This window comes from Parachryseolinea silvisoli, assembly GCF_021190955.1.
In the GTDB taxonomy this organism is placed as follows: domain Bacteria; phylum Bacteroidota; class Bacteroidia; order Cytophagales; family Cyclobacteriaceae; genus Ohtaekwangia; species Ohtaekwangia silvisoli.
The window spans coordinates 2318636-2338826 of sequence record NZ_JAIOAO010000001.1 but is presented as its reverse complement, the minus strand read 5'-3'; the positions used below and the strand labels follow the sequence as shown (position 1 = coordinate 2338826).

The following is a 20191-nucleotide window of genomic DNA, read 5'->3' as shown; positions in this document are numbered from 1 at the left end:
GCTCAATAACTACATTCCCCCTTTCTTTTTCTGCTGCCTAACATTGCGTGTCGGTTGCCGGCAACTGACACTGTTAATGGATTGTTTCACTTTAATGTTTATGCTATGGAAAAAATAATTACGAAGATGGTACAAAGCCTTCGGTTGTTGCTGCTGCCTTTGTTGGCAGTGACGGCAAACGGAGCTCTTGCACAGAACTGGCAGCTGGTCTGGCAGGATGAGTTTACGAATGGCATCAGCCCCGACTGGGTGTTCGAGACCGGCACGGGCAGTGATGGCTGGGGTAACCAGGAGTTACAGTACTATCGTCGCGAGAACGCAACGGTAGAGAATGGTCAGTTGGTGATCACCGCGCGCCGCGAGAACTTTGGTGGTTCCGCCTATACTTCGGCCCGTATGAAGACGCAGGGTCGCAAGTCATGGCGTTATGGTAAGATCGAAGCGCGTATTGCTATGCCGAACTTCCAGGGATCATGGCCTGCCTTCTGGATGTTGGGTGACAACATCAGCACCGGCGCGGGTTGGCCTGCATGCGGTGAGATCGACATCATGGAGCATGTGAACACCGGCAGCGACATTCACGGTACTGTGCACTGGTCCGATAACAATAACCAATATGCCTACTACGGCGGTTCGACCAATACCAACGTAACCGGTTATCACCTCTACACGATCGAGTGGAATGCGAACACGATCCGTTGGTTCATCGACGGCAATCAGTACCACGTGGTCGATATCACCAATGGTGTGAACGGCACGCACGAGTTCCACAATAACTTCTTTATTTTATTAAACCTGGCCGTGGGTGGTCGCTGGCCGGGATGGTCTGTTAACGATGCAGCACTTCCTGCCAAGTATTATGTGGACTATGTGAAAGTATACCAGGATAACGGCAATCCGCCAGCTTTCAGCACAACCATTCAGGCAGAGAATTACGGCGCCATGCTGGGTGTACAGACCGAGGCTACAACCGACGCAGGGGGTGGTCTGAACGTAGGGTACATCGACGCGAGCGACTGGATGGCATACTACAATGTAAACTTTCCTACCTCGGGTAACTATACCATTGAGTATCGTGTTGCCAGCCAGAATGGCGGCGGCCGTCTGTCGGCTGACCTCAATGCCGGTTCGACCGTGCTGGGTGCGCTGGATGTGCCAAACACGGGTGGCTGGCAAAACTGGACCACGGTTTCGCATACCGTCTATGTGAATGCCGGCACCTATAACTTCGGTGTGTTTGCACAGGCCGGTGGTTGGAACCTGAACTGGATCCGCATCACACGTCAAGGTGCGGCAGTAGCGACTACGTCACTGGAAAGTGCAAAGGTTGCTGCAGATCAGTCGGCAGCGTTTGATATCTATCCCAATCCGGTAGCCAATGAGCTCAACGTAGTGTCGTCGGAAGATCTTTCCACGGGCAGCCTGCAGATTCTCGACAAGTCAGGCAAGAAGGTGTTGACGACGAAAGGTTCTAAAAAGGTTGACGTGTCTTCCCTCCAGCCGGGCTTCTACACGCTGACGTTTGTCCGCAACGGAAAGACTGTGAGCCGGAATTTCGTGAAGTAACATTGGGTTAATGTGTTTATATGTCTGGGGCCTCTCTGCAAGGAGAGGCCTCGCTTTTTTCAGACTGACGATACTTTACCGGCGTGCTGCGATGGCTGTAAAAAAGAAAAACTCGCCACACCGGGCGAGTTCCTGAAAAAGTTTTAATGGTCGAAGAGCGTTTAAGCCCGGACGTGGACGGGCGTGAGTACCGGTCTTTTGCCCAGTTCCCGCAACAGTCTGGCGTGGCCTCGGAGCGCCTGCATAAAAGTTCGGGTGCTCTTATAGGGTAGTCCGTATTCTGCTGCCGTTTGCTGCACAATGTTCGAGATTTTCCGATAGTGTACGTGGCAGATATTGGGGAACAGGTGATGCTCGATTTGGAAATTGAGTCCGCCTACATACCACGAGAACCAGCGGCTGCTATTGCCGAAGTTGGTGGTGGTGTGGAGCTGATGCACGGCCCAGTTGTTCTCCAGCATATTGTCATCGTTGGGAAGTGGAAACTCTGTTCCTTCCACGACGTGCGCCGGTTGAAAGATGATCGCCAGGATAAAGCCTGCAATGTAGTGCATGAGTACAACACCCAGCAGGACCTGCCACCACAGGAACGATGTTGCCACCATAGGGATTACAAAGATATAACTGACATATACCAGCTTTGATACAATCAGAATGAACCATTCGCGTGCGATGTTGGCGTTGTGTTTTTTTGCCAATCCGTCGCGGCCATACCGCACGATGCGTACAAAGTCCTTAAAGAACAGCCACACAATGGTCATCAGGCCGTACAAGAACCAGGCATAGATGAACTGATACCGGTGCATGTGCTTCCAGGACGAATGCGGCGTAAGCCGCAGCACGCCTCGTGGGCTAATGTCTTCGTCCTCTTCGTGCACGTTGGTGTAGGTATGGTGCAACACATTGTGCTGCATTTTCCAGTTAAAGGCATTGGCACCGACCAGGTTGAGCGAATAGCCCATCAATGTATTGACCCAGGTCTTATTCGAATACGCGCCGTGGTTGGCGTCGTGCATGACGGACAGTCCGATACCCGCCAGGCCCAGTCCCATCACGACGATGCTCGCGAGTGCCCAGAGTGTGCCGGTCAGTACACCCGTAACGAGGAGTGCGTACGGCAGGCAATACAGCGTGAACATAAAAATTGTCTTCAGCACCATTTCACTGTCGCCATGGCGGTTGATTTTGTTCTCCCGAAAGTATTCGTTGACACGTTTATTCAAGGTGGTCGAAAAGTCGCGTTGTGTGTTGGCAAACGTCACCGGTTTTACGGCGGGCAGGGGATTGTTTGCCTGTGCGAATTGCCCTGTTTCAGAGTGATTCATGTGTTGTTCAAAAGATTAATAAATGATCGTAACTACGTGCAAGCGCCTGTTCCGGGAGTCCCACGATGCCGTGCATCTGGGGCCGCTGTGGCGAAATGTGGACGTTTAAGCTGTAAAAAATGCTTTCGTTAGTTAAGATTAAAGCGGTGATGAAATATGCGGAGAAGGATAAACAACTATCAAAGAATTGGATGACCAATAGTGAATTAAATACCTCTCCTGTTTACTAGTCAAAGTTACGCATTTTTTTCGAACAAAGTACTATGCTCCGTCGATAAGGATCTTGCGCCAGGGGAATAACCATGCGACGTACTTTTTAGGCGATTATTGTACAATATTAATTTTTTGTTACCCTATCGCAGGTATATTTCTACCGTTTTGGAGGTAGCGTTTATGATGCACCAGTCGTCCGTGTCGGGACTGGGGACGCAGTCGCTGAGTGAGGCACCTTTTGCGTAGCGGCGTAGGGCGTATTTGCCGAAGTGGATGACTAAGGCGTACTCTTCCTGGCCACCAGGGCCAATCCAGGCTTTGGTTTCGATTTTTCGTGTATCGTTTACGTGCTTACGGGTGAGTTGGTAGTCGAAGTACGGAGTGCCAACACCGTCGCACCAAAAGCCACGACTGGCTTCCTTGTTTGAATGCGCGAAGGCATCGCCCAGGCGATATTCCAGGAACTGGCAGAACTCACGGGTGTAGGATGACGCAGGGTCGTGGGGGAGTGAATGTGTTTCAGTAGCGAAGGTCGGTGTATTTTTAAGTATCTTGGATTAAATGTCGCTATAAAGTCATTGTAAGGTCGCTGTAACACCGCGATAAAACTTTGTTGAAATATCGCCTGATTATGAATATACAAAATTACGGCTTTTTACGAAAGGATTTCTTCGCATTGATGTTAGCTATTACGTTGAGTGCTTGTAATCGGACGCGCCCGGCGGAGCCGGTAGCCGCGCAGCCAGAGACGAACACGTCTGATGGGAAGCGGTTGGAGCGGGTGGCGTGGTTGTTGGGGGAATGGCGGAACAATACTTCACGTGGTGTGTTGTACGAGGCCTGGCAGGTAAGGGATGATTCCACCTATACTGGGAGGAGCTGTTTTGTGGCGGGCAAGGATACGGTTTCGGCGGAGGTTGTGAACCTGGAAATGCGCGGTGGTAAACTGCTCTATGTTCCGACGGTGCGCGATCAGAACAGTGGACAGCCGATAACGTTTACCGAGGCAACGGTAACGGAGAAGGAGATGATCTTTGAAAACCCGGCGCATGACTTTCCGCAGCGTATTGCCTACACGCGAATTACCCAGGATTCTATCGTGGCGGTAATTTCGGGGATGCAGGGGGAAAAGTCAGTGCAATTTCCCATGAGGCGGGTAAAGTGATGGCGATACTGAATGGGCTGATCCTGAGTGGTGGGTATAGTTCGCGTATGGGGCGCGATAAAGCGTTGCTCGAATTTCATGGAGTACCACAGCGGGAATACTTGCGGCGTGTCCTGGCGGCGCACTGTGAGGAAGTTTTCCTTTCCTGTCGACAGGACCAGGAGGTTGATGGTAGCTGGAACGTTGTGACGGATGCGTTTGATTTTCGGAGTCCGTTGAATGGCATCATGAGCGCATTGCAGCAGTACCCGGATCGGGCATGGTTGGCAGTAGCCGTAGATATGCCGCGGGTGGATAGGCAGGTGATCTTGCAGTTGGTGGCGGCACGTGATCCCGGGCGGATCGCGACGTGCTTTTATAATCCGGCACGGAAGGTGCCAGAGCCGTTGCTTGCAATTTGGGAGCCGGCGGCGCTGCCGGTCTTACGGCGCCATGTGGCCGCGGGTACGATTGGGCCGCAACAGGTATTGAATAACGAAGTTATCAGTATGATACCGCCTTCCGATGCCGGCATTTTTCTGAATGTAAATTATCCCACCGACTGGCCTTCATTGTAGAAGATTAAACTCACGCAGGGCATGGGGAAAGTTTTTTTGTTCGTGTGTCGACGTGCTCAGCTTTACCAATGCGAACCGTTGCAGGACAGAGAGGCGATGCCATTGTTCAGACGACACGGTATACCGTTGCTGGTCTAATGTTTCGCACAGGCTTGCCGGCATGTCTTGCAAGCGCGCTGGGGTATAGGCTGCTGCCGGGGATAGGGGCGTTGCATGCTGACCGGTGCGGAGGTGTATGATGTCGCAGAGAAAATTCCGGTACTCTTCGATTTCCATGGCTGTTTCACAGGGCAACGCCGCTAATAATGACCGCTCTTCCACGGTCATCCGGCTCCATTCCGCCAGTTTTAGCTTGATTAGGCAAGCATCCAGTTTATAGCGTACGATCATGGGAATACACCGTACGTTGTCTTCGACGAAGTCTTCTTCGAAGGCGAAGTATTCGATTGCCGTGGTTGTCATGGTCAGGAGCGTTTTACGAGGTAAGGATCTTTTTGAAATGCCAGGGCGTGGGTGAGGGTGTGTTCGTCAACCACTTTACCGATCACCATTACCGCGGGAGAGGTCAAGCCTTGTTGCTGGACCGTTTCAGTAATGTTGCACAGCATCGAGATGGCTATCTGCTGATCGGCGCAGGTGGCGTTCTGTATTACAGCGATGGGCTCCAGCGGCGAGCGTGCCTGGCTGAAGAGCCGCACGATCTCGGGCAGTTGGGCCATTCCCATTAATATAATGACGGTGGCCGTGGATTGGGCTGCGTGATGCAGGTCGCCGGCCAGCGAGCCATCGCTCAATACGCCGGTTACTACCCAGAAGCTTTCGTTGACGTGCCGTTTGGTGAGCGGGATACCTGCGGCCGCAGGTGCTGCCAGTGCGCTGGAGATGCCTGGAATGACTTCCGCGGTGACGCCGTGCTGTTGCAAATACATCAGCTCTTCGTGGCCGCGGCCGAATACAAACGGGTCCCCTCCTTTGAGCCTGACTACCCTGACATGCCGTTGGGCATAGAAGAGAAGTAGCGCATTGATCTCCTCTTGTTCAAAAGCCTTGTGGCCGCGACGTTTTCCCACATATACCAAGCGGCAGCCAGGCTTGACCTGCTCCAGCAACGCCGGTGCGACCAGGGCATCATATAATAGAACGTCGGCCTGGGCGACTGCTTTCAGCCCTTTTACAGAGATCAGCTCCGGATCACCGGGCCCGGCGCCGACCAACATAACTTTTGCTTCGCTTCGGATCATGATGCTATTGTTTTACGTAATAATACGTAAATATTTTGCGTAATACAGTGTTATTTACGTATTATTACTTAAAAATAAGGCATCAAGCTACTAAATCGTTTGAAAATGAAGCACGTAATACTGGTGGGAAATGGAATGACCAGCTTTAAGCTGTGTGAAAAGCTGCGCAAGCTGTCTGGCGACATACGCATTACGGTGTACGGTGAAGAGATCCGTCCGGCCTATGACCGGGTGCACCTCAGTGAATACTTTGCCGGTAAGACGGCCGACGATCTGTTAATGGCTCCGCGCGGGTGGTATCATGAGCAAGGGATCACACTCCATACGGGCGAGCTCGTAACAGAGATCGACCGGACGAACAAGACCATCCGAACGCATCATGGGATTACAGACCATTACGATTACCTCGTACTGGCAACGGGCTCGGGTGCGTTTGTGCCGCCGTTGGACGGTGTGGCGCTGGATGGAGTTTTTGTCTATAGAACAATTGAAGACCTGAATCAGATTATCGAATATGGTCAGCGCTGCCGTACAGCGGCGGTATTGGGGGGCGGCTTGCTTGGCCTCGAAGCGGCCAAGGCATTGGTAGATTTGAATCTGGAAGCGCACGTTGTTGAATTTGCTCCGCGCCTGATGCCGCGGCAACTCGACGAAGCTGGTGCTACCATACTGGCGCATAAGCTTACACAGATCGGTATTACGATCCATACGGGTAAAGCCACCAAACGTATTGCGGGTGAAGACCGTATTACCGGCCTGGAGTTTGCCGATGGTACAGCGTTACCGGTGGAGATGCTGGTCATCTCCGCGGGTATTCGTCCGCGGGATGAAGTAGCGAAGGCGTGTGGCCTTGCCGTGCATGCCCGCGGGGGTATACAAGTAGATGATTATCTGCGTACAACCGATGAGCATATCTTTGCCATCGGCGAGGCAGCCATACATAATAACATGATTTACGGCCTGGTGGCTCCCGGCTATGATATGGCCGATGTCGTGGCACGTCAGCTGACGGGTGACCTGTCCAAAAAGTTTATGGGCTTCGACATGTCGACCAAACTCAAGCTGCTGGGGGTGGATGTGGGAAGCTTTGGAGATCCGTTTGGTGAAACTCCGGGCAGTATACCGATTGCTTTCCAGGATCGTTGCAACGGTGTGTACAAGCGCATTAATATCTCGGCCGACCGGAAGCATCTGCTGGGCGGTATTCTCGTGGGGGACGCCAGTCAGTATAATATCTTTCACCAGATGGTAGTGAATAAAATTCCGCTACCGGCTCAACCGGAGACGCTCATCATCGGCGTTCCGGGAAAAGAGGACGAAGGCGCGGGAGTAAAAAGTCTTCCGGACACCGCGCAGATTTGCTCGTGCGAAAATATAACGAAAGGTGATCTGATCTGTCAGATCAAAGACAAGGGCGCCCGTACGATCGATGATCTAAAAAAGACTACGAAGGCGTGTACAGGGTGCGGTGGTTGTACACCGTTGGTGAACGACGTCTTGAAGATGACACTCGAAAGCCTGGGCGTAGTGGTGAAGAAAACCCTGTGCGAGCACTTTGCCTTTACGCGACAAGATCTGTATGATATCATTAAAGTAGAAGGTATTCGTACGTATGATGCGTTGCTGGATAAACACGGTATAGGCGACGGTTGCGAGATTTGTAAACCCGCGGTCGCATCATTGCTGGCGAGTATCTGGAATGAAGTGATTGCCGAGCAGGCGACGATCCAGGATACCAATGACCGTTTCCTGGCCAATATTCAGCGCGGTGGTACGTACTCGGTCGTACCGCGCATTGCCGGGGGGGAGATCACGCCCAAGAAGTTGATGGCGATCGGCCGTATTGCTGAAAAGTATAACCTCTATACCAAGATTACCGGGGGTCAGCGAATCGACATGTTCGGCGCCCAGGTGCACGAGCTACCGTTGATTTGGGAAGAATTGATCCAGGAAGGTTTTGAGAGCGGTCATGCGTATGGCAAGTCGTTGCGTACAATCAAAAGCTGCGTAGGCTCTACGTGGTGCCGCTTCGGCGTGCAAGATTCGGTATCGTTCGCTGTTTTTATCGAGAACCGCTACAAGGGGCTGCGGGCGCCACACAAGTTTAAAGGCGCTGTATCAGGTTGTATACGCGAGTGCGCGGAAGCACAGTCAAAGGACTTCGGCATTATTGCGACGGAGAAAGGCTGGAATCTATATGTCTGTGGTAACGGCGGTGCGCGTCCGCAGCACGCGAAGCTGTTGGTGACGGACGTCGACACGGACACCTGTGTGCGGCTGATCGATCGCTTTCTGATGTACTATATCAAGACCGCCGATCCGCTGACACGTACCGCGACCTGGCTTAATAAGATGGAAGGAGGCCTCGAGCATTTGCGCCAGGTAGTGGTAGAAGACTCGCTCGGCATAGGTGCCATGCTGGAGAAAGAAATGAAAGAGCTCATGGCAAACTATGAATGTGAGTGGAAGAAGGTGGTGGAAACGCCGGCGTTGCGCGCGCAGTACCGTCACTTTGTCAACGACGACGCAAGTGATGATACGCTGTCGTTTGTCGACCTGCGTGGCCAAAAGATGCCGGCCGACTGGAATCGTAAATAGAGAATTTTAAACGGATACTTAACCATGGAATCAACGAACGATCTTACGACCTATACATCTCCCAACAGCACGGACGTAGCGCACTGGTATCGTGCGGCACGTGCGACCGATTTTCCAGAGAATGGCGGCGCATGTGTGAAGTATGGCGATAAACAGATTGCGGTCTTTAATTTTTCCCGTCGCGCTGAATGGTATGCCTGTCAGAATCTCTGTCCGCACAAAATGCAAATGGTGCTGGCGCGCGGTATTATTGGTACGACAGCGGGTGAGGCGAAGGTAGCATGTCCCTTTCATAAAAAAACATTTTCCCTGCACACCGGGCAATGCCTGAATGCAGAGGAGGAGTCGATCACGGTATATCCGGTCAAGGTCGTTGATGGCTTCGTGTACATCGGCTTTACGGCGTAAAGCCTTTGTACTGGTTTAGGTCAGGTGCCGGGCCCCGCCCGGCACTTTTGTTTCCCTGTCATTCAGTAGAATTTTACGTAATTTGCTACGTATATGCTCCCGCAACCCGATCCATCCGCCACGATTCAACGCAGCCGTTTTAGCCGACTCGGTACGCTCTACGTACTGGCGTTGAGTGTTATTGCGACGGTGGCCATTACCGGCCAGGCACTCATACAAAGTCACCTGCAGGCGCAACGCAGCGACTCGCGCGTGGTGAACGTGGCCGGCAAACAACGGATGTTGAGCCAGAAGATCACAAAGACGCTGCTATACCTCGAACCCGCGCAGTCTGCGGCCGACCGCCAAATGATTGCCGCCGATCTTGATGCGGCCTTTCACTTGTGGCATACCTCGCAACAGGGGTTGCAGTACGGCAACGACAGCTTGCATTTGCCCGGGCGAAATAGTGCCGCAATTACGCAGCTCTTTCACGAAGCCGCGGTGCCGTATAGCTCCATGGGAGAACATACTTCGCATATTCTGACGCAGTTGAAACAGGATCCACAAGTTTCGTACGATTCGTTGCGAGCCTCTATTCTGGCGGTGCGCCAGGCGGAAGGCGCCTTCCTGCAAGGCATGGAGCGCATTGTGGCGCAATATGAAGTAGAGGCTAATGATAAGATCGAATCGCTGAGCCGCATCGAGTATATCATCCTGGCCATTGTGATCGGTACCATTTTGCTGGAGTTTATTTTTATTTTCCGGCCGACCACGGTGTACGTCAGTAACACGCTGCATCAGTTGATGACGTCGGAGAAGAATGCGCGCAAGCTTTCCAAAGAGATTGGTGAGCTATATGCGTCGTTGGAAAAGTCGTATGAGCAGCTGTCGATCGTCAATCAGCCGCCGGAGAGCCCGCGTTTGCTGGCGCGTGCCGATCGTGGCGGCAACGTGCTGTTTCTGGCAGATGCTTTTGTGGGGCAGGTGCTGGTCGGGGACTCGCAGCCCGATGAGGACCTGCGGTTGAGTGATCTCTTCGACGGCATTGGTGATCCGGGTGATTGGATGGACGTTGTTATTGATACGGTCTCGGAAGGTACCAGTTGGCAAGGCGAGCTTGCATTGGCACGCCCGGGTGGTACGATGGCCTGGATGGATGTTACGATCACACCGGTTTACGAACAACAGGGGCAGGTATCCGAGCTATTGGTGTTTGTCTCGGACATCACCCTGCGCAAGGAAGCCGAGCACGGCATGAAGCAGAAGAACAAGGCGGAAATTGAACGGAAGATCAATCAGCAGAAGTTCCGGTCGGTGTTGATCCTCGAGGGACAGGAAGAAGAACGGAAGCGGCTGGCCATGGATATTCATGATGGCATCGGGCAGATGTTGACGTCGCTTAATTTTCAGATCAGCGCCATTGACCTGGCTGACACGGCGAAGGCCGAGAAGAAGATTGCCGAAATCGATCACCTCGTAAAAGATGTGATTAAAGAAGTACGTCGTGTGACATTTAACCTGAAGCCTACCGTACTCGGAGACTATGGTTTACAAGCGGCCTTGAATGTTTTTATCCATGAAATTGCCAAGCTGACGGCCATGTCGCTTACGTACACAAGCGAAGGCACGATCGAGCGTTTGCCGGAGAATGTTGAGAATAATATTTTTCGCATCACGCAGGAGGCAATCAATAATGCTATTAAGTATTCGGCCAGCCCACAGGTGGATGTTACGCTGTCACAAACCGATAGCGACCTGCTTGTGTCGGTGCGTGATACTGGAAAAGGTTTTGACGCCCGTGCCCTGAAGGATCGTAACATTGATATTAGCTCGGGGCGGGGGTTATTTAATATGTACGAGCGGACCGAGTATATTCACGGCCGCTTAGAGATACGCTCGGAACTGGGTGCCGGTACTACGGTGTCGCTGACGGTGCCCCTGCGTGCAAAAACTTTATCGTAGAAACCGGTATACAGAAAGCAATGGAACACATCAAAATAGTATTGGCCGACGACCACGTATTGGTGCGGAAGGGTATCCGGGCGATGCTCGAGTCTGACGCCGAAATGGAAGTGGTAGGAGAGGCCAGTAACGGCCAGGAAGCGTTGGAGGCAGCCCGCACGTTGAAGCCCGATATTCTGGTGCTGGACATCCGCATGCCGCAGATGGACGGTTTGGAGGCGGCTGCCCGCGTCAAGGAATATGCACCGGGTACCAAGGCGGTGATTCTTTCCATGCATGACTCCGAGGAATATGTGCTGGAAGCTCTCAATGCCGATGCATATGGCTACCTGTTAAAAGACACCGATAAGGAGGAATTTCTCAAGGCGCTGCGTGCGGTGCACGGGGGCAGTAAATATTACACCGGCGCGGTCTCGCATGTGTTGGCCAATCGGCTTTTGCAAGGCGGGCAGCGGCCTGCGCGTCGTGAAGATACATCGGTCGCTGATCCCTATAGTTTGTCCAAGCGCGAAAAGCAAATCCTGCGTATGGTGATCGATGGCAGACACAACAAGGAAATTGCCGAGGCGCTCGACAAGAGTCAGCGTACGATCGAAACACACCGCTTTAACATCATGAAAAAGCTGGGCGTGAACAACGCGATCGATATGGTGAACAAGGCCGTACGGGAAAATATCGCCTAAGAACACCCATATTACGTAGTTCGAACGTTTTCGGTAATATTGTTACGTATTTTTACGTAAAACATACGTATTTTAAGTATGTTTATTACGTAATACTAATACGTAAAGCATGTCACAAACCCAATTCCCCAAAGCTACGCGAATCAACCTGGTTGATTTCACGTCCGTGCCCATGCGCACGTTTCACATTACCTGGATCACCTTCTTTTTCTGTTTTTTTGGTTGGTTCGGGATTGCTCCCCTGATGCCCGTAGTACGGGAAGACCTGGGCCTGAGTAAGGCGCAGATCGGTAACATCATCATCGCGTCTGTTTCCATCACGATCTTTGCCCGGTTGCTCTTCGGCTGGTTGTGTGACAAGATTGGGCCGCGCATTTCGTATTCCGCATTGCTTATACTGGGCTCTATCCCGGTTATGCTGATCGGCCTGAGCAATAGCTATGAATCATTTCTGCTCTTCCGGTTAGCCATCGGTGTTATCGGCGCCTCTTTTGTCGTGACGCAGTATCACACATCGGTGATGTTTGCTCCCAATGTGGTAGGCACTGCCAACGCCACGGCTGCGGGCTGGGGCAACATGGGCGGCGGCGTAACGCTGATGGTCATGCCGCTGATCTTTGCAGCCCTGGTGGGCGCGGGCTATGCCGCACCGGAGGCCTGGCGCTACAGTATGATCGTACCGGGTGTAGTATTGTTGATTTTAGGGTTTGTCTATTATTTCTGTACGCAGGATACACCGGCGGGCAACCTGTCGGAGATTCGGAAGGATTTGCCTGCGGCAACAGTGGAGAAGAAAGAAAGTTTCTGGAAGACCTGCCAGGATTACCGGGTGTGGGTGCTCTTTCTGGCGTACGGTGCTTGTTTCGGTATAGAGATCACGATCGACAATATCGCCACGCTCTATTTCGTCGATAACTTTCACCTTGGTCTGAAAGAGGCGGGGCTCATTGCCGGGGGCTTTGGTATGATGAACATCTTTGCACGCGCCCTGGGGGGTGTGTTTGGTGACAAAGTAGGAAAACGATATGGCCTGAGCGGGCGCATCTTTATACTGGCATTATTCCTCTTGTTAGAAGGCTTGGGTATTATGCTTTTTGCGTCCATGGATGTTTTGATCTGGGCAATTATAACGATGCTGGTGTTTGCGCTCTTCCTGAAGATGTCGAACGGTGCTACGTACTCGGTGGTTCCGTTTATCAACGCGAAGGCCATGGGGAGCGTGTCGGGCATTGTCGGTGCGGGTGGCAACGTGGGCGCTGTGCTCGCAGGTTTTCTGTTTGCCTCGGAAAGTATTTCATACCGCGACAGTCTTTTTATGATCGGCATTGTTGTAGCCCTGGTCGCTGCCGTTGCCTTTTTGCTGGCAGTTGCCCAGCGTGCAGCCATTTCGCCTGTTACGGCAGATGCGGCGGTACAAGAGGCAGTGGCCTAAGGCGGTTCTAAACAACCGGACGCCAACCTTAGGACACTTCTTTCTGTACCCTTAACCGCTTTACCTATGCATGGCAAGTTTATTATTCTTTTACTAATCCTCCTGATTTTAGGACCGGCTTCGGTACACGCCCAGGTGGCGGTATCGGCGCAGTTGCGCACACGGGGCGAATACCGTGACGGACAGGGAACACCCTCGGTGCGCGACACGGTTCCTGCCGCGTTTGTTTCACAACGCACGCGTGTGAACCTGCGGTATACCGGCCATCGGTTTACCTTCTATACGGCGATACAAGATGTCCGTGTCTGGGGGCAAGATGCATCGTCCATTAACCGCGTGACCACCGATGCATACGACGGCCTGATGCTGCACGAAGCCTGGGGTGAGATTAGCCTGGTGGACACGGGCAAGGTTATTAAAAACTTTACACTCAAGATCGGTCGGCAGGAGCTGGTGTACGACGATGTACGCCTGCTCGGCAATCTGGATTGGCTCCAGCAAGGGCGTCGGCATGATGCTGCTTTATTGAAATTTGAGCACAAGGGTTGGACGGCGCATCTCGGCGCGGGGTACAACCAGAATGCGGAACGTAAGGCCAATACGATCTACAACGGTACACCCACAGGCTATGCTGCCAGTACCAATGGCATGACGGCACTGTATAAGTCTATGCAGTTTTTATACATCGGTCGTAAGCTGCCGTTCGGGAATGCGTCGTTCCTGTTTTTTAAGGACGATTTTAGCAAGTTTCATTTTGCGCCTGCCGATACGCTGGCCAGAACACCGCTCTATGAACGGGGTGCCTGGAGTCGCTATACGGTTGGCGGTAATTTCTTTGGCACGGTGCTGAAACGTGTGTCACTTGCCGCCACGGCCTTTTATCAGGGAGGCAAATACCGGGACGGCACATCCTTACAAGAATATCTTTTCTCGCTGTCGGCGCTGTACGCGGTGAATAAGAAATTTAGTGTCGGCCCGGGCGTAGACCTTACTTCGGGCAACAACGGCGACAACCCTTCGCAGAAATATCAGCGCTTTGATCCGTTGTATGGAACACCCCACAAGTTCTGGGGCTATATGGATTATTTCTATGTGGCGGATGGCTTTGGCGCCAATGGTCTGACAGATCTATACGTGAAGTCAAAGCTGGTGGCGAGCCCGCGTTTGACGTGCATGGCTGACGTGCACTATTTCTCATTGCCGCACAGAGTGCATGGCGGGGATGGCCAGTCGATGGATCGCTACCTGGGTACGGAGATCGACTTCACAGCGCAGTATGCGCTTTCGAACATTATTCAGATCGAAGGCGGTTATAGCGCTATGCTGGCGTCGACGACCCTCACTTCGCCGAAAGTAAAGAATGTAAAGAATGCCGACCGCTCGGCGAATTGGGCGTATGTCATGCTCGTGCTTCGGCCCGCTTGGACAAACCTGTAGGGAGTAAGAACCAGTTTGAAGAACGATTATTAATACGAAAGAAATGACAATCGCGCGGGAAGAATCCTTTAAGACAACATGCTCGTACTGTGGCGTTGGGTGTGGTATTGTTGTAAAAAGGGATAGACGTAATAACGTCACGGTGGAAGGGGATAAAGACCATCCGGTGAACAAGGGCATGCTGTGCTCGAAAGGCATGAATCTGCACTATGCCATGAACGATCACAGCGACCGGTTGTTCTACCCGGAGATGCGGCGCAGTCGTAACCATCCACTGGAGCGTGTCACCTGGGACGATGCCCTGAAACGCGCAGCCGCGGTGTTTAGCACGATCATTCAAAAGCATGGTCCTGACGCCGTTGGCTTTTATGTATCGGGGCAATGCCTGACGGAGGAGTATTATGTTGTCAATAAATTGGTAAAGGGTTTTCTCGGTACAAATAATATCGACACAAATTCCCGGTTGTGTATGAGCAGCGCTGTGGCTGGTTATACGAATATGCTGGGAGAAGATGCTGTGCCGGTTGCGTATGAAGACATTGAGCTGGCGGATTGTTTTCTGATCGCAGGTGCCAATCCGGCATGGTGTCACCCGATTCTTTTCCGTCGCATAGAAGCACATAAGCAGCGCAATCCCGACGTTAAGCTGATCGTTGTGGATCCCCGCAAGACACAAACCTGTACCGGCGCGGACTTACACCTGCAGCCGCTGCCCGGCACGGATATCTATCTATACAATGCTATCGCCCGGGTATTGATCGAAAACGGCGATGTGGACTATACGTTTATTCATAACCACACCGAAGACTATGAGCGCTATCGTACGTCAGTCTTCGCTGTGCCGCTGGCCGATGCCGCACGAATCTGTGCGGTGCCGGAGGAAGACATTCGTACGGCGGCGGGGTATATCGCCGCGGCCAAAGGATTTCTGACCCTTTGGGCGATGGGGCTGAACCAAAGCGTTGTGGGTGTGCATAAGAATTTTGCGTTGATCAGTCTGAATCTTATTACGGGCCACATCGGTAAGCCGGGTTCGGGGCCCTTCTCTCTGACAGGACAGCCTAACGCCATGGGCGGACGCGAGGTAGGCGGGCTGGCCACGATGCTGGCTGCGCACCGCAGTTTACAGAACCCGGTTCACCGGCGAGAAGTTGCCGACTTCTGGGGCGTACCCGGCATTTCGGAGAAACCAGGCTATACGGCGACTCAAATGGTGGAAGCCCTCGAGCGCGGAGAGCTGAAGGCGATCTGGATCATGTGCACCAATCCGCTGGTGAGCCTGCCCGACCTGCGGCGTGTGGAGAAAGCGTTGGGAAATGCACGGTTTGTGGTGGTACAAGATATTTCGCGCAAGTCGGATACATTGAGCTTTGCCGACCTGGTGTTGCCGGCGGCGGGTCACTTTGAAAAGGAGGGGACCATGACCAACTCCGAACGTCGCATCAGTCATCTTAGCAAAGTGGTAGAACCGCCGGGGGAGGCGTTGGCAGATGCCGAGATTGTATGCCGCTTTGCGCGGGCGATGGGCTTTCACGGTTTTGACTATACGTCGCCTTCGGCGATTTATGATGAGCACGCGCGTCTGACGCGGGGCACTAACATTGACATCAGCGGCCTTTCGTATGCGCGTTTAAAAACCGAGGGCACCTTTCAATGGCCGGTGAAAGATGCTTCGTCACCGGGTACGGCACGTTTGTTTACCGACCACCGGTTTTATACCCCTTCGCAAAAGGCCCGGTTCTTCCCGCTTGACAAACCGGCCAACCAATCGGAGTCGCTTACCACAGAGTTCCCATTGATCCTTACCACGGGGCGGATACGCGACCAGTGGCACACGATGACGAAAACGGGTAAGGTGAGCCGCCTGCGTCAGCATATCGACAAGCCTTTTTTGGAAATACATCCCGACGATGCTGCGGCACGGGACGTACAGGAAGGAACCGTCGTGACGATACGCAGTGCGCGCGGTGATGTGCGGGTGCGGGCGAAGATTACAGATGAAATCAAACAAGGTGTTGTTTTTTTGCCCATGCACTGGGGCAAAGCCATGACCGACCTCGCGCGGGCTAATAATCTAACCAGTACGTTGGTAGACCCCATCTCGAAAGAGCCGGACTTTAAATTCTCGGCTGTAGAGGTGACGCCCTATATTAAATCGCGCGAGCGCATTCTGGTGGCCGGTGCTGGTGCCGCGGCATTCCGATTCCTGTGTACATACCGGGCGTTGAATACCACGGACGAGATTATGGTCATATCCAAAGAGAAGGATCCATTTTACAACCGGGTGTTGTTGCCGGAGTATGTAAACGATTCGGTGGGGTGGGACCGGTTGCAAAAGTTTCAGGCGGGTGAATTTGAGTCACTGAATGTGGCGTTGGAATTAGAGAACGAGATCGTGTCGATCGACCGCCAGCAAAAATATGTCGTCGATAAACACGGCCGCCGCCACCGGTACGACAAACTGGTGTTGGCTACCGGCACCCGTGCATTTATTCCCAAAGATGCGCCGACACACCTACCCGGTATATTTACCATGCGCACGCGGCCTGATGCCGACCGGCTGAAGGGGCACCTCAAACCGGGAGGCCAGGTTATCATTATCGGTGGAGGTTTGCTGGGGTTGGAGCTGGCGGTGGCCCTACGCGAGATCGATATTCAGGTGTCGGTCATTCAGATGAGTAGCCGCCTGATGGAGCGCCAGGTCGATAACCTGGCAGGCCAGTTGTTGCTGGACTTTGTTGAAGAGAAAGGTGTGGCGGTATACCTCAATGACCAGGTACAACAGGTTGTGTGGGACGATGCCACGCAACGGCTGCGCGCGGGCCTGCGCAGTGGTAAGACCCTTTATGCCAATGCGCTGGTGTATGCCGTGGGCACGCGGCCGAACATTGAGTTTGCGCAAGAGGCGGGAGTCGACACAGGCCGGGGCATTATTGTGAATGATCACCTGCAGACCAGCGATCCCGACATTTTCGCGATCGGCGAAATCGCAGAGCACCGGGGCAATACCCTGGGCATTACAGCCGCGGCGGAGAAACAAGCCGATGTGCTGGCCCGTTACCTCGACGGCGACGTGCAGAGTATATACGAAGGCACGGTGCCGATGAACATCCTCAAACTTGCAGGCGTTGACTTGTGCTCGCTGGGCATGGCCGAAATACCGGCGAACGAGGTGGGGTACGACGAGGTATTATTTATCGACAAATCTATGCGCTATTATAAGAAGTGCATCATCAAAGAAGACAGACTGGTAGGGGCGATTTTGATGGGCGACAAGAGCGAATTTGCCGAGTTCAAGGAGTTGATTGAAAACAGGATCGAGCTATCGGCGCAACGGCTGCAACTGTTGCGCTCAGGTAAAAAGGCCGCGCCGGTGGTGGGCAAACTGGTGTGCTCGTGTAATCAGGTGGGAGCGGGTAATTTGCAGGCGTTGATCAAAACAGGTTGCAACACGCTGAATGAGCTTTGCCAACGCTCGGGCGCGGGTCTTGGGTGTGGAAGCTGCAAGCCTGAAATTCAAAAGATCCTGCGCCTGGAAACTGTAACCGTTTAACACTATATTGCCTCCCGCGAATTTTCATGGAGATACACGCCAAACATAACCTCATACGAGCTTTTGTCAAGGGAGGCTTCCTCTCGCCAATAGACTTGCTAAAGATCATGGAGCTGTCACGCTCGCTTGGTAATAAATACGTGTCGTTTGGTTCGCGTCAGGATATTATGTTTCCGGCCAATGGTGCGGACGAGAGTGCGCTGGCAGAAAGCTTCCAGGCTATCCAGATCGACTATGAGTTGGGAAGTGATCAGTCGACGTATCAAAATATTGTCAGCTCCTACGTAGCCGTCAATGTTGTTGATACCACCCGGTGGCTGAAGGAAGATACCTATAACGTATTGATCGACAGTTTTGACTACAGACCACGGCTGAAGATTAATATTGTGGACCCGTTGCAGAGCCTGGTGCCGCTGTTTACGGGCGAGCTTAATTTTATTGCCTCCCGCGAAGAGCACTATTGGTATCTATATATACGTGATCCGCGCAAGGCCAATGCCCTGGAATGCTGGCCCCGCCTGATCTTTGGACAAGACATACCGCGTATCGCCCGCGAGCTGGAGAAGCTCATTTTGGGCTATCATCCGTTTACCACGGAGGAGCTGAACCTGGTGCTGAACAACGAGAAGGTCCGCATCAACTATAAGCCGCTTACTGAAAAACTTAAACTTTCGGAAATTCCCTTTCCGTATTATGAAGGCCTTAACGCCATGCTGAATAATCAGTACTGGCTGGGATTGTATTGGCGCAACAACCAGTATGACATCGACTTTATGAGCGCGGCGTGCCGCCTGTGCCAGGAAATCAATATTGGCAAGGTCAACATCATTCCCTGGAAGGCTTTTGTGTTAAAAGGCATCAAGGCAAGTGACCGGCTACGGTGGGAAAAGCTCATGGGTAAGTATGGTATTAACGAACGCCATTCTTCGCTGGAGCTGAATTGGCACCTGCCGGTAACAGACCTGGAGGCGCTCGATCTGAAGCGGTTTCTGGTGCGCGAGCTCGACCAACAGGATATCAGCACGCACGGTCTGACCTTTACGATCAAGACTCATCGCGACATGGTTTATTTTACGTCGGTAGTGATCGAGCGTGAAAAACCTGCTGGTGCCTTGCCGGGTGAATTTTATACTATTTTATATGCGCACAACTTTAGCCCGAATCATGGCGTGTATCATCCGTATGCGCAACACGTGCGACGGGAGCTGATCCCCGCGTTGCTTATCGAGCTTAGTAAGGTGTACTTCCGGCAGTTAAATCCGGAAAAGGAACAGCAACAAGCTTTTGTGCCCGAGACGCAGCCGGCCCGCATGAGCATGGTGTATCAATGTCCGCATTGCCTGACGGTATACGACGAACAGTATGGCGATGCCACGGCAGGTATTTCACCGGGTATATCGTTCGAGAAGTTGCCGGCATCCTATCACTGCCATGTGTGTGAGAGTCCTAAGAAAGACTTTGTGGCGGTGCTGCGCTGACGGAGTACGGCTTTATCGTTATCTTCGCGCCGGACTCTGAAAGGATTTACATGACACGCATCATTCGTCTCGCCGAACAAAAAGACATCTCCGCGCTTACGATCTTATTTAACAGCGACACGCGTATTTTTGGTGAAGATGCTACCGGCTTTGGCGAGCGGGACATTGCCGAGTATATTCAGGATGGGAAGAAGAAGGTTTTTGTTTGTGAGTCAGACGGGAGGCTGTCCGGAGCGCTGATGGCCGACTATCACGATTCGTATTCGCATCTTGAAACGTTAATCGTTGACCCGCGGGCGCAGCAGCAGGGGGTTGGTACAGCGCTTCTGGAACATTATGAAAAAGACCTGGATACTCTTGGGATCACGCTGATCGAGGTTATGACGGCGACGGACAATACCGTCATGCAGAAGATCCTGGAAGAACGGGGATTTAATAAGGGTAATACATTTGTCTTTTACTCCCGTTGGCGTAAATAGAAACGCCTGGTCCGTCAGAACAGTACTTTGGTCTGTGCGAAATCGCTTTTGAGGGTTTGCTGCTGTTTGTTTATGAAGTGTCTTCGTAGTATCTTAAAATGAATCTACTACC

Annotated in this window: 15 protein-coding genes; 12 read left to right on the top strand and 3 right to left on the bottom strand. The window is 52.6% G+C overall.

Features of this window, described 5'->3' with window-relative positions; all coding sequences use genetic code 11:
* Positions 1 to 105 precede the first annotated feature (105 nt).
* Positions 106 to 1566: a carbohydrate-binding protein gene (locus tag K7P01_RS09695; protein WP_267292291.1), complete on the top strand. Its 1461-nt coding sequence runs from the start codon at positions 106 to 108 to the stop codon at positions 1564 to 1566.
* Between the two features lie 161 nt (positions 1567 to 1727).
* Here K7P01_RS09695 and K7P01_RS09690 read toward each other — a convergent pair whose 3' ends face one another.
* Complete coding sequence (locus K7P01_RS09690) at positions 1728 to 2891, bottom strand: fatty acid desaturase family protein (protein ID WP_267292289.1); 1164 nt, start codon at positions 2889 to 2891, stop codon at positions 1728 to 1730.
* A gap of 844 nt (positions 2892 to 3735) precedes the next feature.
* Between K7P01_RS09690 and K7P01_RS09685 the strand changes: the two genes are divergently transcribed.
* Together K7P01_RS09685 and K7P01_RS09680 are read left to right on the top strand one after the other, a co-directional pair.
* The gene (locus K7P01_RS09685; RefSeq protein WP_267292287.1) at positions 3736 to 4269 is read left to right on the top strand and encodes a DUF6265 family protein; all 534 of its coding nucleotides are present in this window, start codon (positions 3736 to 3738) and stop codon (positions 4267 to 4269) included.
* Positions 4269 to 4826, top strand: a complete 558-nt coding sequence (locus K7P01_RS09680) for an NTP transferase domain-containing protein (RefSeq protein ID WP_267292285.1) — start codon at positions 4269 to 4271, stop codon at positions 4824 to 4826. The genes K7P01_RS09685 and K7P01_RS09680 overlap by 1 nt, the downstream gene beginning before the upstream one ends.
* On the opposite strand, the gene K7P01_RS09675 is transcribed toward K7P01_RS09680, so the two are convergent.
* Together K7P01_RS09675 and cobA are read right to left on the bottom strand one after the other, a co-directional pair.
* Complete coding sequence (locus tag K7P01_RS09675; protein ID WP_267292283.1) at positions 4818 to 5288, bottom strand: nitrate reductase associated protein; 471 nt, start codon at positions 5286 to 5288, stop codon at positions 4818 to 4820. The two genes, K7P01_RS09680 and K7P01_RS09675, sit on opposite strands and share 9 nt — an antisense overlap.
* A 2-nt stretch (positions 5289 to 5290) precedes the next feature.
* Positions 5291 to 6067, bottom strand: a complete 777-nt coding sequence (cobA, locus tag K7P01_RS09670; RefSeq protein ID WP_267292281.1) for a uroporphyrinogen-III C-methyltransferase — start codon at positions 6065 to 6067, stop codon at positions 5291 to 5293.
* Positions 6068 to 6172: 105 nt separating this feature from the next.
* On the opposite strand from cobA, the gene nirB reads away from it, so the two are divergent.
* From nirB to K7P01_RS09625, 9 genes are all read left to right on the top strand, one after another.
* Positions 6173 to 8665: a nitrite reductase large subunit NirB gene (gene nirB, locus K7P01_RS09665; protein ID WP_267292279.1), complete on the top strand. Its 2493-nt coding sequence runs from the start codon at positions 6173 to 6175 to the stop codon at positions 8663 to 8665.
* A gap of 24 nt (positions 8666 to 8689) precedes the next feature.
* A complete protein-coding gene (nirD, locus tag K7P01_RS09660; protein WP_267292277.1) occupies positions 8690 to 9073 on the top strand; it encodes a nitrite reductase small subunit NirD in 384 nt (127 codons plus the stop codon).
* A gap of 93 nt (positions 9074 to 9166) precedes the next feature.
* Positions 9167 to 11017: a sensor histidine kinase gene (locus tag K7P01_RS09655; protein ID WP_267292275.1), complete on the top strand. Its 1851-nt coding sequence runs from the start codon at positions 9167 to 9169 to the stop codon at positions 11015 to 11017.
* A gap of 20 nt (positions 11018 to 11037) precedes the next feature.
* Positions 11038 to 11700 (top strand): response regulator transcription factor, encoded by a 663-nt coding sequence (locus K7P01_RS09650; RefSeq protein ID WP_267292273.1) that lies wholly within the window; start codon positions 11038 to 11040, stop codon positions 11698 to 11700.
* A gap of 109 nt (positions 11701 to 11809) precedes the next feature.
* The gene (locus K7P01_RS09645; RefSeq protein WP_267292271.1) at positions 11810 to 13132 is read left to right on the top strand and encodes an MFS transporter; all 1323 of its coding nucleotides are present in this window, start codon (positions 11810 to 11812) and stop codon (positions 13130 to 13132) included.
* A gap of 66 nt (positions 13133 to 13198) precedes the next feature.
* Positions 13199 to 14569 (top strand): alginate export family protein, encoded by a 1371-nt coding sequence (locus tag K7P01_RS09640; RefSeq protein WP_267292269.1) that lies wholly within the window; start codon positions 13199 to 13201, stop codon positions 14567 to 14569.
* A 43-nt stretch (positions 14570 to 14612) separates the two neighbouring features.
* Positions 14613 to 18122: a nitrate reductase gene (locus K7P01_RS09635; protein ID WP_267292267.1), complete on the top strand. Its 3510-nt coding sequence runs from the start codon at positions 14613 to 14615 to the stop codon at positions 18120 to 18122.
* Positions 18123 to 18148: 26 nt separating this feature from the next.
* Entirely contained in the window at positions 18149 to 19600 is a 1452-nt protein-coding gene (locus K7P01_RS09630; protein WP_267292265.1) for a rubredoxin, read from the top strand.
* Positions 19601 to 19650: 50 nt separating this feature from the next.
* On the top strand, positions 19651 to 20079 hold the full coding sequence (locus K7P01_RS09625) for a GNAT family N-acetyltransferase (protein ID WP_267292263.1): 429 nt from the start codon (positions 19651 to 19653) through the stop codon (positions 20077 to 20079).
* The last annotated feature ends 112 nt before the right edge of the window (positions 20080 to 20191 follow it).

Coding starts and splice junctions, on each gene's coding strand:
- K7P01_RS09695 (WP_267292291.1), top strand. CDS start 106: ATGGAAAAAATAATTACGAAGATGGTACAAAGCCTTCGGTTGTTGCTG.
- K7P01_RS09690 (WP_267292289.1), bottom strand. CDS start 2,891: ATGAATCACTCTGAAACAGGGCAATTCGCACAGGCAAACAATCCCCTG.
- K7P01_RS09685 (WP_267292287.1), top strand. CDS start 3,736: ATGAATATACAAAATTACGGCTTTTTACGAAAGGATTTCTTCGCATTG.
- K7P01_RS09680 (WP_267292285.1), top strand. CDS start 4,269: ATGGCGATACTGAATGGGCTGATCCTGAGTGGTGGGTATAGTTCGCGT.
- K7P01_RS09675 (WP_267292283.1), bottom strand. CDS start 5,288: ATGACAACCACGGCAATCGAATACTTCGCCTTCGAAGAAGACTTCGTC.
- cobA (WP_267292281.1), bottom strand. CDS start 6,067: ATGATCCGAAGCGAAGCAAAAGTTATGTTGGTCGGCGCCGGGCCCGGT.
- nirB (WP_267292279.1), top strand. CDS start 6,173: ATGAAGCACGTAATACTGGTGGGAAATGGAATGACCAGCTTTAAGCTG.
- nirD (WP_267292277.1), top strand. CDS start 8,690: ATGGAATCAACGAACGATCTTACGACCTATACATCTCCCAACAGCACG.
- K7P01_RS09655 (WP_267292275.1), top strand. CDS start 9,167: ATGCTCCCGCAACCCGATCCATCCGCCACGATTCAACGCAGCCGTTTT.
- K7P01_RS09650 (WP_267292273.1), top strand. CDS start 11,038: ATGGAACACATCAAAATAGTATTGGCCGACGACCACGTATTGGTGCGG.
- K7P01_RS09645 (WP_267292271.1), top strand. CDS start 11,810: ATGTCACAAACCCAATTCCCCAAAGCTACGCGAATCAACCTGGTTGAT.
- K7P01_RS09640 (WP_267292269.1), top strand. CDS start 13,199: ATGCATGGCAAGTTTATTATTCTTTTACTAATCCTCCTGATTTTAGGA.
- K7P01_RS09635 (WP_267292267.1), top strand. CDS start 14,613: ATGACAATCGCGCGGGAAGAATCCTTTAAGACAACATGCTCGTACTGT.
- K7P01_RS09630 (WP_267292265.1), top strand. CDS start 18,149: ATGGAGATACACGCCAAACATAACCTCATACGAGCTTTTGTCAAGGGA.
- K7P01_RS09625 (WP_267292263.1), top strand. CDS start 19,651: ATGACACGCATCATTCGTCTCGCCGAACAAAAAGACATCTCCGCGCTT.